Here is a 14448-nt window from a genome sequence, read left to right on the forward strand (position 1 = left end):
CGTTACTTTGGCAAGGGGTATTTTATTAATACACTTTCAGTAAAGTAAATCACATGAAAAAGCGCATAAATATCTTATTGGTAATCCTTTTGTTTTTTGCTGTTTCATGTACCGACGACGATGATAGCAACGATCAACTGGGCTTTGATCGTGCTGAGATGTTGCAAAGCCTGGCTGAGAATCTCATTATACCGAATTTTGAAACATTGCAGACCAGTGTTGATGGTCTGCATTCCGCAGTTAACGACTTCGTTGCAAATACTCATGAAGTTAACCTGTCAAGCGTGCGGCAGGCCTGGGTAAACGCGGTGACCGATCATCAGCATTGTTCCGCCTTTGGGTTTGGGCCTGCGAATTTATCATTGGGACCATATGCCTCCGTGTTAGGAGTGTTTCCCGTCAGCGAATCAAAAGTGGAATCTGCCATAACTAACCCGGATTTCAACCTGGCAGGTAGTTTTGACCGGGACTTGCGAGGGTTTTACGCAGTGGAATATCTGATCTATGGAAATGGACAAACAGATGCTCAATTAATCGCTGGTTTTGATCGAGAGCGGAAAGACTACTTGACTTTAATAACCGAGGAATTAAAAACCAATTTCGATAATATTGCGAATGAATGGAATACCTCTTATCTTCAGGAGTTCGTTGCCAGTGAAGGTACCGCTGCCGGTAGTTCTGTCTCATTATTATACAATGAATTTGTAAAGGATTATGAGAATCTCAAAAATTTCAAATTGGAACTACCTGCCGGCCTTTCCGCCGGACAGACTGCTTCGGATGGCACGCTGGTAGAAGCGTTTTACAGTGGTATCAGCCGCGATCTGATCGTAGAGCATTTTGAAAATTCAAAAAACATTTATCTCGGATTTTCAAAAGGAGGGCAGGAAATTATCGGCTTTGAGGAATACCTCGCCTCTGTTGAGGGAGGCCCTCAGTTAATTACAACTACTTTGGAAGCTATAAAACAAATTGATAACGCTATTGCCAATCTACCTCAGGGAAGACTCTCTGATCAGGTCGATGCAACAGAAGTGGCTACTTTGAGGGATTTGCTTCAAGATAATACGGCTAACTTCAAAAGCTCCATGAGTTCATTGCTTGGAATAAGTATTACTTTTAATTCTGGTGATGGTGACTAATATTTCAGCTTTTGATTGACTAAAAAATTTTCATATCGTTTTATTAAGAATTATCTGGGGCAATCGATGTCGATTGCCCCTTTGGTTGTTTTTCGGATTGCCTTTGGGCTGGTAATGCTGCTCAGTACCGCTCGTTATGTCCGGATGGGTTGGGTAGATACACAATTAGTAAATCCGGTACTACATTTTAGTTACTACGGTTTCGATTGGGTACAGCCACTTCCCCGCCTGGGTATGTATGCCGTGTTTTGTTTGATGGCACTTTCCTGTATAGGGATCCTTTTAGGCTGGTATTATCGGATAGCTGCCATACTTTTCTTTTTGTGTTTTTCGTATGTGGAACTCATCGATATTACCTATTACCTGAATCATTATTATTTTGTCAGCATTATTTCTTTTTTAATGATAATAGTTCCTGCCCATCGATACTTCTCGCTCGATGTTAATCGAAACCCTGATCTGACGCTGCTTGAGGTACCGAGATGGACAATCTACATCTTTAAACTCCAAATAGCTATTGTTTACTGTTATGCAGGGCTGGCTAAGATCAACCATGACTGGTTGGTCAAAGCGTTACCACTATCAATATGGCTTCCTGCAAAAACAAGTGTGCCTCTGATCGGCCCCATTTTTCAGTACAAAACCACAGCTTACCTCTTTAGTTGGATGGGTATGTTATTCGATACTTTTATCATTTTTGGTCTGATGTTCAGAAGGACCAGGTGGCTAGCTTATGTAGCGGTTGTCATCTTCCACGTACTTACGGGCGTTCTGTTTCAAATCGGGGTATTTCCTATTATTATGATCTTTGCAGTAACTATATTTTTTCCCGGCGCTTTTCATCAAAAACTACTGAATGGCATAGCAAGACTGTTGAAAGGACCGAACAGGCTGCTACGGAATAATACTTCGCGCCAAGCGCTACCTATAAAAACAGGTAAATGGCTAACCGGTTTTTTGACGTTCTTTTTCGTTTTCCAGCTTGTATTTCCCTGGAGGTACCTGCTGTATCCGGGTAATATCTTCTGGACAGAAGAAGGTTATCGGTTTGCCTGGCGGGTAATGCTGATGGAGAAGGCAGGGACAGCCACATTTTATGTGAAAGACGGAGAGAACGGCAGAGAAGGCTCTGTGATCAACCATCAGTTTTTAAATCCACATCAGGAGAAACAGATGGCCATGCAACCGGATCTTATTTTGCAGTTTGCGCACTTCCTCGATGAATATTACCGGACCCGGGGTATGACAGACCCTGTCGTTAGGGCGGAAGTCTGGGTGACATTGAACGCCCGGCCTGCGCGTTTGTTGATTGACCCAACAGTTGATCTAAGTACCATAAGTGATACATGGGAGCCAAAAGATTGGATCACTTCCTTTGATGATCATTAAATGAAAAAGCTGATTATTTCATTACTCCTGTTCGCACCTTTTAGCGCACTTTATAGCCAAACCTATAGTGTATCCGGCAAAGTGGTATCTCAGGTTTCACCGGAGCCCTTCAAAGAGGCTACGGTTTTTATCCGGTCGTTGAACTTGAATTCAACTACGGATAGCCTGGGAAATTACCAGTTAACATTGCCTAAGGGGGATTATACGATTGAAGCTTTTAGCCTGGGGATGGCGGTATCCACCAGGGCCATTTCCGTTGACCAGGATCTCATCATAGACTTTTATTTAGTGGAACTCTCAGAAAATCTCGAGGAAGTAGAGATTAATGATAGTCTTGAAAACCAAACGGGAATATCCCGATTAAGGGCCGTTGAAAATTTTGGTATTTATGAAGCGAAGAAGAATGAATTGATCTTACTCGACGATTTTGCTGCCAATAAGGTCAATAATAACGCCAGACAAATATTTGCAAAAGTACCCGGATTAAACATTTGGGAGAGTGACTTTGCCGGGTTGCAGTTGGATATAGCAGCGAGAGGCTTAGGCCCTGGTAGAACTGCCAATTTCAATACCAGGCAAAATGGGTACGATATGAGTGCAGATGCATTGGGATATCCCGAAAGTTATTATCTACCTGCAATGCAGGCAGTAGATCGAATTGAAATTGTCAGGGGAGCGGCCTCGTTGCAGTATGGGACACAATTTGGTGGTATGTTAAATTTTAGACTCAAGGAAGCCCCGGATAAGCCTGTCGAATTTAATCTAGAACAAGCCGTTGGGTCCTTTGGATTGATCAATACTTTCGCAAGTATAGGCGGAAGAGGAGAAAACTTAGATTACTATGGATACTACCAATACCGCAGAGGAGATGGCTGGAGAAAAAACTCCGGTTTTGATGCACACACTGCCTTTACGCGAATAGGCTGGCAGGCGAATGATAGGCTTAAACTGGGCGTAGAATACTCGTTGCTTTACTATGAGGCACAGCAGCCTGGCGGCTTGACCGATGATCGGTTCGAAGGTGGGGATCCGGAACAGTCTGTTCGTAACAGAAATTGGTTCAGGGTTTCATGGAATTTAGTTGCCGCTACTGCTGATTACAGTTTTTCTAAAAATACACAATTTAATATCAAAAGCTTCGGGCTTTTTTCTCAACGTGATGCCTTAGGAAACCTACAGCAGATAGGCGTGCCGGATAACCCGAACGAAAATCGCACACTTATAAGAGATGTGTTCAGGAATTTCGGATCCGAAATTCGCCTGCTGCATCGTTATAACGTGCGGGGTAAAAACTCGGCCTTGGTATTGGGAGCGAGATACTACCATGGATTAACGGACAGAAAGCAAGGGGATGCCAACGCAAGTGATAGGGCTGATTTTGAATTTTTGAATCCAAATGATCCGGAGGAGTTTGATTATGAGTTCCCAAGTAGGAATTATGCTTTTTTTGCTGAAAACCTTCTTGATATTACTCCACGCCTCAGTATTACCACTGGTTTCCGGCTGGAGCACATTCGAACAGATGCAGCAGGTACATGGAAGCTCAACCGTTTTAATTTTGCAGGCAATTTGGTCTCATCGACAGAAAATACCGATGCCTCATCAGAAGTACGTACATTCCCTCTATTTGGTGTTGGGCTAAGTTATTACCTCAATGATAATTTGAGCCTCTACAGTAACATTTCACAGAACTTCCGATCCATAACTTTTAGTGATCTCAGGGTGGTTAATCCTAATTTTCAGTTAGATAGTCTTATCACAGATGAGCGTGGGTATAATGCTGACTTTGGTATTCGCGGTAAACTTTTACCTTGGCTTAATATAGATATCAGCGCCTTCCTGATGCAATATAATGAAAGGATAGGGTTATATGAATTACCTGGCTCCACGACCCTATTCCGTACTAACATAGGTGATTCAAGGCACATCGGCATTGAATCATTTACAGAGTTGGACCTTTGGAAATTGGTGGGAAAAACAGCCAAGCACTCAAATATGGCAGTGTTTTTGAACCTGGCAGTAACAGATGCCACCTATGTGAATTCCGAAATCACAGCCATCCGTGATCGTAGGGTCGAGTATGTCCCGGAAGTTATGATCCGTGCCGGAATAAATTACCGATGGAAAGATTTTAAGGCAACGTATCAGTTTTCCTACCTGGGAGAACAATTCTCGGATGCCACGAATTCTGATTTTAACCCCAATGCATTAACAGGCATTATTCCCGCTTACAATGTGATGGACTTATCATTGGCGTATCATTACCGCCGGTATAAGATCACGGCTGGCGCAAATAACCTTACCAATGAAAAATATTTTACGCGTAGGGCTGAAAGCTATCCCGGACCAGGAATAATTCCCGCTACTATCCGAAGTTTTTATTTCTCATTAGGTGTTCGGATTTAGCTTAATTTCCCAATAAAAACCGATGACTGATGAGCAAAGGCTGGCACTAAGGCAGCAACATGCTGTGGACATATTAACCGACATGGGTGAATGGTTGAAAAAAGAAATCAGTGAGGTACTGCCCAAAAGTCCCATCCGCAAAGCCATTGCTTATGCATTGTCCAGATGGGACAAACTTTGTCTATATGCCAAAGATGGCCTGCTGGAATTAGCTAATAACCTGGTAGAAAATGCGATCAGGGCATTGGCTCTGGAAAAGCGTAACTATTTGTTTGCCGGCTTACATGAGACGGCACAGCGCATTGCCATGTTCTCCACTTCTTCGCGCTTTTTGCGCAAAGTCTAGTGGCTTACACCAAAGTTATCTGGCCATTTCTGCTTTGTTGATAAATTCATCTCCTCCATATTCAGGACGGTTAAATTTCATTAGAGACTATTAAAGATCCTGTCATCAGTTCTACTGATTTACGAAATGTGCACGGCTGAATGTTTCCTGTCATTAGGTGAATTAGAAGCTAAGGCATTAGATAAGCAAGCTAGTTATAATCTTGCTTCAGAAGCTGATGAATAGCTTGCAGAAATATTATAATGCTACAGTATTATATTGAACAATACTAATTCAATGCCGTTTACTTAAGGTTTTTCATAGGGGTTTGTAATTTGTTCTACACACTTTTCTTTTAAAAATTCTTGGATTATGATTTCCTTCCTTAGAGGGTTCAAATATGAGCGCTATCCGTTTTTGACATTCCCTCACCAATGGGACCAGGTCTGCATTTTGGAGCATTTGTATGATGACCTGCTTCACTCTGCTCAAAGCGTATGTATAATTGATTTTCAGTGGTTTTGCTTTCTTTGAATTGGTTTTTTGCCCAGCTTTACGAGTTGGTTTTATGTCAAAAGCCATGATCCTGCACAGGGAAATGAGCAATATTTTAGCATAATAATCCTGACGGACGGCCCAAGAGGTAATCCCTGTAAACTGATCTAGTTGCAGGCGTTGTTTGAGGGTTTTATAACATTCCTCTATACGCCATCTTTTTTTATACAAGTTGCTGATACTTAACCTACTGTATTGTTTCTCATCCAGCAAAGAGGTGCAGAATACCCGGATTTTACCATTTTTATCTTTCATTTTAATTAACCGCAATCTAATACTTTGTGCATAATGATGGTGTGCTTTAGGCAGTTCAAAGACCACAATACGGTCATTATCATGACTATCCACCAACTCCCGAACCTGCTTCCACCACCCGTTTTTCATACGCACACAAAAATGAAGTTTGCGCTGTAGAAGTTCGACAAATAGTCCATAACTTGGATAGAAGCGGTCTAACAGCAATACCTCTCCGCTCGAACAATGCTTCAGGTGCGCTTTGGCCAGGGTCATCTCATCAGTGGCATAAGGGGCCATCTGTGCATCACACACCACCCCATTGAATACATCATACAGTTGGGAGAGATAAGCCATATGCCGTGCACAGGCTGCTTTGGGGCCGAACCCATGAGCAGGAAAGGCCTGCTTGATGCTCGGATGGCTTTCAGGCAAGATGGTCGTAGACCCATCGATGGCCTTTACGATATGCCCTTTCCACCTTTTTACTTTGCCCTGTTGATAAAAAGCCCGGATACTTTCCTGATTGAGGGCTTTGAAAACCTGCGGACAAAGCGCTGACCTTGCCCGGGAGATAGCCCCTTTGGTCAAAGCCAGCTTACTGCTACTATACCCCAACCCTTCATAAAACAAATCAATCTCACGCTGCAACGAACGGCCACTGTGCAGCAACAAGAACAGCGCCAACTTGTGAAAAGGAAGCTTTCTGTTACGGATAAATTTTTCCTCTAACAGTCTAAAACTGTTAATGAATTTTTCATCTTTTATCCGTATCTTGAGGTTGTGTAAAACATTTGCTTTAAAATAGCAAATTTTGGGGGTTCCTACAACTGGGAAACTCCTTTTTTTACAATAAAATTGTTGAATTACAGAAACTTATGGCTTAAGTAAACGGCATTGAATACTAATTCAATGTATATATATCTTGTAAGTCTAATGATTTGCGACTTTTAAAATATCAATGACTGATCCAAAAGTACACATTGAGAGTCGGCATGGTCATAAAGCTCCCGGCCACGCAACGGAGGCCTCGAATCAGGAAACTAAAAACGAAATTCGTTTGTGGAATGAGTTCAGAGAAGGATCTGACGCTGCTTTTGCCAGAATTTATGAGCGATTTTTTCCCGTACTGTATAGTTATGGCCATCAATTTACCACCGACACTGAACTTATAAAAGATGTCATACAGGATTTCTTTATCAAAATACGGAATAATCGGGGTAAATTAGGGAAAACCACCTCTATCAAAGCATATTTTTATAAATCTGTAAGACGCGAATTGCTGCGTATTCTGTCCGGGAAAAACCGGATGATCTACGGTTACAATTTGGAAAAAGCATTTGATTTTGAGATCGCTCTTTCGCAGGAATCCATTTTGATCAACAGACAAATTAACGGAGAACAAAAGTTAAAATTAGAAAAGGCATTCGGTACGCTGACCAAGCGACAAAAAGAGGCGATCATCTATCACTACTATGATGGATTGAGTTATGAAGAGATAGCATCGATTATGGGTTTATCCAGGGTCAAGTACGCCCGCACATTAATTTATCGCGGTATAGACAAGCTAAAGGGGAAAATTGCTTTAATGACAACAGTCATAATGGTTTTAATTTCCTTTACCATAATGGTGATAAAATATTTAAAGATCAGCTAAATTTCAAAAGCTACTTTTTCCTGGTCTATCAGACGCACCTGGTTTGAACCGGTTAAATACAAGTTTTAGCATGTGCGTTTGATCGCTGTTATTTGTTGTTCGTAAATAACAATGGATACCGAATATTTCGAAAGAAGAATATTTGGTTAAAACCTCTCGTCAAGCGTCCCCCAATTCGATTTTCCCAAACCACTAAAATTTTTCCAAAAAAAACACGAAACATTGAGGGTTTTTGAGATCGGCCATCCTTTATCAGGTCATAAGCGGATCTTTATGGATTACAACGAATTTGAAATTGAGGACTTTTTAAAGGATGAAAATTTTGTAAAATGGGCTACTAATCCCACAGAGGATCAATCATTTTTCTGGAACGCCTGGTTGTCCAGGCATCCTCACAAGTTAGACACCGTGCTGAAGGCTAAGGAATTGATCAGTTCGGTCCATCCTAAAAATCAACGCATGCCTTCGGAAGAGGAGTTTCTGCAGGTGTTGGAAAACGTGATGAAAAATGATAGAGCATCCGTTTCTTCTTTAAAAGCGCCAAAACCGGAAAAAGTCTTTGTCAAGAAAAAATTTGTGGTCAGGTACGCTGCGGCAGCCTCTTTATTAATTGGGTTGCTCGTTGGAATACATGTACTTAATGATAAAGGTATTTCTTCTGAACAGTCAATTGCTGATAGTGAGCTTGCAAGAGTATCCAAAAGCACCTTACCCGGTCAAAAATTGAAGGGGCACATTTTGCCTGATGGCACATTTGTAAGCCTGAATGCAGCCAGTAAGATCTCGTATCCATCGAAGTTTTCTGCGGGCAAAAGAGAGGTTTTTTTGGAAGGTGAGGCATTTTTTGACGTTAAACGGGATGTCAAAAGGCCATTTCTGCTATACGCCAACGGGTCTACCACCAGGGTCTTGGGAACCAGTTTTAACGTGAACGCATATCCATCCGACAATATCGTAGAGATTGCCGTAAAAACCGGGAAGGTGGCTGTTTATCCGGGGAAATATGATGAGAACACTAAAAACGCGGAAATGCTTTTACTGGATCCCGAGGGAAAAGCTACCATAAATTTGAAATCCAGGGAAATCCTGAAAGCGCCTGCCGATCTTGAAACAATCCTGTCATGGAAAGAGAACTTATTGATATTTCAAAATGAATCTTTCGATGAGTTAACAAGAAAATTGGAGAGATGGTACGGGGTTAAATTCCAGGTGGACCCAAGCGCAAACCCAAAAGGAAACTGGAACGGAAGGTTTAAAAACAAGAGCCTCGAACATGTATTGAAAGGATTGATGTTTTCTTCAGATCTACAATTTGAGATAAAGGGTAAGCTGGTCTCTGTAACAAATAAACAATGAGTATAAAAAGTAAAATTATGACTGTAGTACTATTTGACACAGGTTAAAAAACAAGCCAGTCAAATGGCTGACTAAAAGGAATGGTGTTCTCTGCTTCAGTTTGCCGCCGAGCGTAGTGAACACCATCCGCAATCAAATTTTTAATGTTTTTCAACACTAAAAACCATATAAAGATATGTATGAAAAAATTCTACTCCAAAAACTATTGATCACCTCTAAATACGCTACCTATTGCATGCTACTACAAAGCATGGCTTTAACGTTTGCTTTTGCTAATAACGGAGGGGCGCAGACCAAAAGGCTCAATGAAATTTATATCTCTGTGCATTTGGAAGGTTTGAGCCTTGAAGAGGCGCTGGTTGAGATTGGCAAAAAATCAAATTTCATGTTTGTATACAATGATCACAAGGTAAAGAAGCACGAGGAGGCAGGTATCCGATCAGGAAACAAAGCCTTATACGAAATACTGCTTGAGTTGTCAAAGAACCATGGGTTGAGATTTAAAAGAGTTGACAAAAATATTTTTGTCAATCGCATTAAACACCGCGACCGACCCGTAGAGGAGGTCATAAATATTGATCCGCCCGCGGACATCGACATCTACGGAAAAATTACCGATGAAAATGGCCAGGGGCTTCCGGGGGCCTCTATCCGGGAAAAGGGCACTACGAATGGCACCATTACCGATAACGACGGAAACTATAAATTGAGTGTTAAGGAAGGTGCCAGGTTGGTCATATCCTTTATAGGGTACCTGAGTGAGGAGGTAGGTGTAGACGGAAGAACCATTATCAATTTTCAAATGACCCCGGATTTAACGCATTTGGAGGAAGTTGTCGTGGTTGGATATGGTACCATGAAAGAAGTCAATGTGACGGGTTCTTATGCTCAGGTTGATGGAGAAATACTTGAAAACAGGCCTGTTCAGAATATCGGTCAGGCACTTCAGGGTCAGATCGCAAACCTTAATATTACTACGGTAGGCGATCCTGGCGGTGTAGGCACACCTGCCAATTTTAATATCCGCGGTTTTACAAGTCTTAATGGGGGAGAACCTTTATATGTTGTGGATGGGGTGCCGGTTGAAAGCCTGCAGAATATTAACCCTGTGGATGTTAAAAGCGTCACCGTTTTAAAGGACGCTGCCGCTTCTGCTATATACGGAGGCAGGGCGGCCTTTGGTGTAATACTGGTTACCACAAAAACGGGTAAAAAGGACCGGGTAAGGGTAAATTACAACAACATGTTTGCATGGAGCGCGCCAACCACGCTCCCGAAAATGGCCAACTCTTTGGAATTTGCCCTGGCCACGAACGAATCGGGGGCAAATTCAGGCGCTAACCCCTTGTTTAGCGATGAACATTTAGATCGTATCAGGACCTATATGGAGAACCCCGGCAGTATTCCCACAACACTACCGCGGACAGATAATCCAAACGCGTGGGGATGGGTGGAAGGAAATGACAATATAGATTGGTACGATCTGTATTTAAGGGATTGGGCACCAACGCAAAAACATGATTTAAGCATTAGTGGAGGTACGGATAAGATCACCTATTATCTTTCTGTGGGTCACTTCTATCAGGGAGGCAAGCTTAAATTTGGCAATGACCGGTATAAGCGGAATAATTTAGCCAGTAGCATACGGGCAGAACCTACCGATTGGATGAGAATAGAACTGAAAACACGATATGCAGATGGGGAAATCAATAACCCGCATGCTTATCCTTCACTGGCTGGAAACTGGTTTCACCTGGCTGGTACGAGGTGGCCCACCTGGCCGTTTATCAACCCCGATGGAAACCCTTCCTGGATAGGGATGAGACCAAAGTTTACCCAACCCGGAAGGGACATCTCCAGGGAGAAGGATCTTTGGGTTATAGGTGATATGGAATTAGAACCCATAAAAGGCTGGAAAACAAACATTCAATATTCAACCAACCAGATTACCCGGAATTCAAGCGAGCACATGACCCCTATCTATCAAATTCTTATTGATGGCACCAAATCAGCGGTGACACCCAATTCGAGGATTACAAGACGCTTGGCCACCAGCAATTATCGATCACTGAATTTTTATTCTTCCTATGAAAAAGAGTTTGGCGAGCATTATTTTAAACTTTTGGTCGGACAACAAATCGAGAACTGGAATGCTACCGGTATTTCCGGAACGAATTTGAACCTGATCACTGATGAGCTGGCTTCTTTCTCAGTGGCAACAGGTGATCCCGTTCTTTCCAATGCCCTGACCCAGGAAAGTGCGTCAGGAACATTCGGACGTTTAAATTATAACTACAAGGGAAAATACTTGTTTGAATTTAATGCCCGCTATGACGGGACTTCCAGGTTTCCCGAGGGCGACCGGTATGGTTTTTTCCCCTCATTGTCATTGGGCTATGATATTTCTAAAGAGAATTTCTGGCCAACAGACAAGGTCAATCAATTGAAAATACGCGCATCCTATGGCTCATTGGGAAACCAGGATGTGCCTAATTACCTGTATCTCGCCCAGGTGCCTATCAGAAACCAGCTAGGGTACGTGCTGGGAGATGCCAGGCCAAATTTCCTGCTCCAGCCTGGATTGGTTACTTCACAATTAACATGGGAAACTGTTCAGACCCTCAACTTTGGCCTGGATGTCGCTTTCCTGGATGACAAGTTGATGGTTTCATTTGACCGGTATATCAGAAAAACACTGGATATGCTCGGACCACAGGCAGCGTTACCGGCTGTTTTAGGCGCGGCAGTTCCTGTAGGAAATAATGCTGACCTGGAGACAAAAGGGATTGAACTGAGACTGGATTGGAGAGACAAAATAGGGGAAATAAATTACAATATTACCCTCGTAATGTCGGACAATATCACTGAGATAACAAGGTATCACAATCCAACAGGACTTTTATCAACATTTGAAGGTCAGATCGTAGGTGACATCTGGGGGTATACCAGCGATGGGCTGTTCCAGACAGAAGAACAGATCCAAAATGCCCCTGACCAATCGCTGTTTTTTCCTACCTGGAATCTGGGTGATGTGAGATATAAGGACCTGGATGGGGATGGTGAGATCACACGAGGTTCCTTAACGGTGGACGATCACGGTGATTTAAGTGTGATCGGCAACAACAATCCAAGGTATAGCTATGGCTTCACTGTCGGTGCAGATTGGAAGGGTTTTGATCTGAGTATGTTTGTTCAGGGTGTGGCTAAAAGGGACTTCTGGTTGAGCGGCACCAATTTTTGGGGTTTTCTGGGGTCTTACGGATCAGCGGTTTGGAAGACGACACTTGACTACTGGAGCCCTGAAAACACGGATGCTTACTGGTCAAGGCCCTATGCCGATAGGGAGATAAGGAAAAATCAGCAGGTGCAGACGCGCTTTTTGCAAAATGCCGCTTATATGCGTTTAAAAAATCTCCAGATTGGATACACTTTTCCCGCTGAGTTAGTAAGTCGCCTTGGCCTTCAAAGGGTCAGGATTTTCGCCAGCGGCGAAAATTTGCTAACATTTTCAGGCATCAACGAAAACTTTGACCCTGAAGTAATAGGCGGGCGTTGGGGATCCGGAAAGCTCTACCCCGTGGCTAAAATCATTTCATTTGGTGCCAATGTTCAATTTTAAAAAGAGTGACATGAAAAATATATCCATTTTAATGATAATAGGTATAGCGCTCCTTTCAGGGGCTTGCGAGGATCATTTGGACAAACCGCCCCTGGATAGCATTACAGACCAGGAACTGTCTTTTTCGATTACTGAAATGGAACTATACAGTAATCAGTACTATACTAACCTCCCGGCTTTTACCAGCATGATTTTCGGAGACTTAAACTCCGATAATATGATCCATGCTGATTTTACAAGAAATTCCAGATTATCAGGAGTTGTCGTTGTGCCTGAAAGCGGAGGGGGCTGGAGCTGGGGTACAATTCGGGGGCTCAATTATTTTCTGGCCAACTATACCAGAACAAATGACCCATGGGAGTCCGTTCGGATATATGTAGGTGAGATATATTTTTTCAAAGCCTACACCTATTTCGAATTACTCAGGTCTTTTGGAGGTTTGCCTTGGTTTAGCGAACCGTTGACCACAGATTCACCGGAGTTGTATGACCCTCGCTTGCCAAGAAATGTGGTTGCAGATTCTATCCTGGCCAATTTGGACAATGCCATCGAATTTCTGGATCCCATTGACGCAACCGCACCTGGCCGGATCAGTAGGGATGCGGCCTTGGCATTCCAAAGCAGAGTAGCTTTGTATGAGGGTTCATGGCAAAGGTATCACGAGGGAACCAATTTTGTTCCCCCGGGTTCGGATCCCGATAAATATTTCAGAATAGCTGCAGACGCGGCAAAACGGCTGATCGATGAAGGGAGTTTTTCCATCCATTCGACAGGGGAACCCTATTTGGACTATTGGCGCCTTTTCAACCAGGAAAGTCTGGATTCGAACCCTGAAGTAATTCTGTGGAGGGATTACGATTTTGAGCTAGGTATTACCCATCAGGCCCAGAATCTCATTATTGGAGAGGGGGCTAATTCCAGTGTTTCTAAACAACTGGTGGATTCATACCTGGATATCAACGGTATGCCCATATCATTGAGCGGCCTTTACCAGGGTGACAACACCGTTGAGGAGGCTGTAATAGACCGCGACCCCCGACTGGCACAAACGATCTATCAAATAGGTGATCCGCAAAAAATTGATGGTGCCGATACCATAAAATATCAAAAGCCCTTTTTAAACATGCCCGCTCTTCAAGCGAATACAACCGGCTATCAAATGTTTAAAGGGACTCAGCCCGAGGCACCCGATGCCGGTCCCGGTGGCCCTGGTCACACCACGGCCAATCCCATATTCCGTTATGCGGAAGTTTTATTGAACTATGCTGAAGCAAAAGCTGAGCTTGGGGAAGCTGACCAGGCGGTATTGGATATGTCAATAAACAGACTAAGGGATCGCGTAGGGATGCCCCATATGACCGTAGCCATAGGTTTTGTGGATCCCGACTGGGAATTTCCTACCCTATCTCCGTTGATCAATGAGATAAGGAGGGAAAGAAAAGTAGAGCTAGCCTGCGAAGGTTTCCGTTTTGATGATCTGATGAGATGGAGGGCCCACCACCTGATCAACAGGCCGCTCAGCGGTGCGTCATTTGCCCAGTTTGAGGCACTGACCTGGGAACCTCCTCTCGGAGAGATATCTGTGGATACTGATGGATATATCTTTCCGTGGATGGAGACGCCCGGATGGCAATTTGATCCGTCAAAGCATTACCTGAACCCGCTGCCAACGCAGGAATTAACCTTAAATCCAAACCTTGAGCAAAACCCCGGATACTGAAGAGCTTAAATAAGGGTTTAAAAATTAAGTGGCTGCCCACAATCC

At 43.2% G+C, this 14448-nt stretch carries 9 protein-coding genes; 8 read left to right on the forward strand and 1 reads right to left on the reverse strand.

Annotated features, from left to right (window positions below):
* Positions 1-53 precede the first annotated feature (53 nt).
* Genes AC04NP_RS27000 through AC04NP_RS27015 form a run of 4 tightly spaced genes read left to right on the forward strand, consistent with a single transcriptional unit; the run spans position 54 to position 5283 of the window.
* Entirely contained in the window at positions 54-1142 is a 1089-nt protein-coding gene (locus tag AC04NP_RS27000) for an imelysin family protein (RefSeq protein WP_482863193.1), read from the forward strand.
* A gap of 15 nt (positions 1143-1157) precedes the next feature.
* Positions 1158-2531 carry an HTTM domain-containing protein gene (locus tag AC04NP_RS27005; RefSeq protein ID WP_482863194.1) on the forward strand — a complete coding sequence of 458 codons (1374 nt, stop codon included), beginning with the start codon at positions 1158-1160 and terminating at the stop codon, positions 2529-2531.
* Positions 2532-4937: a TonB-dependent receptor domain-containing protein gene (locus AC04NP_RS27010; protein WP_482863195.1), complete on the forward strand. Its 2406-nt coding sequence runs from the start codon at positions 2532-2534 to the stop codon at positions 4935-4937.
* Between the two features lie 22 nt (positions 4938-4959).
* Positions 4960-5283 (forward strand): IS66 family transposase, encoded by a 324-nt coding sequence (locus AC04NP_RS27015; protein WP_482863196.1) that lies wholly within the window; start codon positions 4960-4962, stop codon positions 5281-5283.
* A gap of 297 nt (positions 5284-5580) precedes the next feature.
* Here the strand turns inward: AC04NP_RS27015 and AC04NP_RS27020 are convergent, their stop codons facing one another.
* On the reverse strand, positions 5581-6918 hold the full coding sequence (locus tag AC04NP_RS27020) for an IS4 family transposase (RefSeq protein ID WP_482863220.1): 1338 nt from the start codon (positions 6916-6918) through the stop codon (positions 5581-5583).
* 94 nt (positions 6919-7012) lie between these two features.
* On the opposite strand from AC04NP_RS27020, the gene AC04NP_RS27025 reads away from it, so the two are divergent.
* The 4 genes from AC04NP_RS27025 (at position 7013) to AC04NP_RS27040 (ending at position 14403) form a co-directional block, all read left to right on the forward strand.
* Positions 7013-7708, forward strand: coding sequence for an RNA polymerase sigma factor (locus AC04NP_RS27025; protein ID WP_482863197.1), 696 nt, complete (start codon positions 7013-7015; stop codon positions 7706-7708).
* Positions 7709-7981: 273 nt separating this feature from the next.
* The gene (locus tag AC04NP_RS27030; RefSeq protein WP_482863198.1) at positions 7982-9064 is read left to right on the forward strand and encodes a FecR family protein; all 1083 of its coding nucleotides are present in this window, start codon (positions 7982-7984) and stop codon (positions 9062-9064) included.
* 175 nt (positions 9065-9239) lie between these two features.
* The gene (locus AC04NP_RS27035) at positions 9240-12683 is read left to right on the forward strand and encodes a TonB-dependent receptor (RefSeq protein ID WP_482863199.1); all 3444 of its coding nucleotides are present in this window, start codon (positions 9240-9242) and stop codon (positions 12681-12683) included.
* A 10-nt stretch (positions 12684-12693) separates the two neighbouring features.
* Positions 12694-14403, forward strand: coding sequence for a RagB/SusD family nutrient uptake outer membrane protein (locus AC04NP_RS27040; RefSeq protein ID WP_482863200.1), 1710 nt, complete (start codon positions 12694-12696; stop codon positions 14401-14403).
* Positions 14404-14448: the final 45 nt, after the last annotated feature.

Source organism: Agaribacillus sp. DX54, assembly GCF_056858335.1.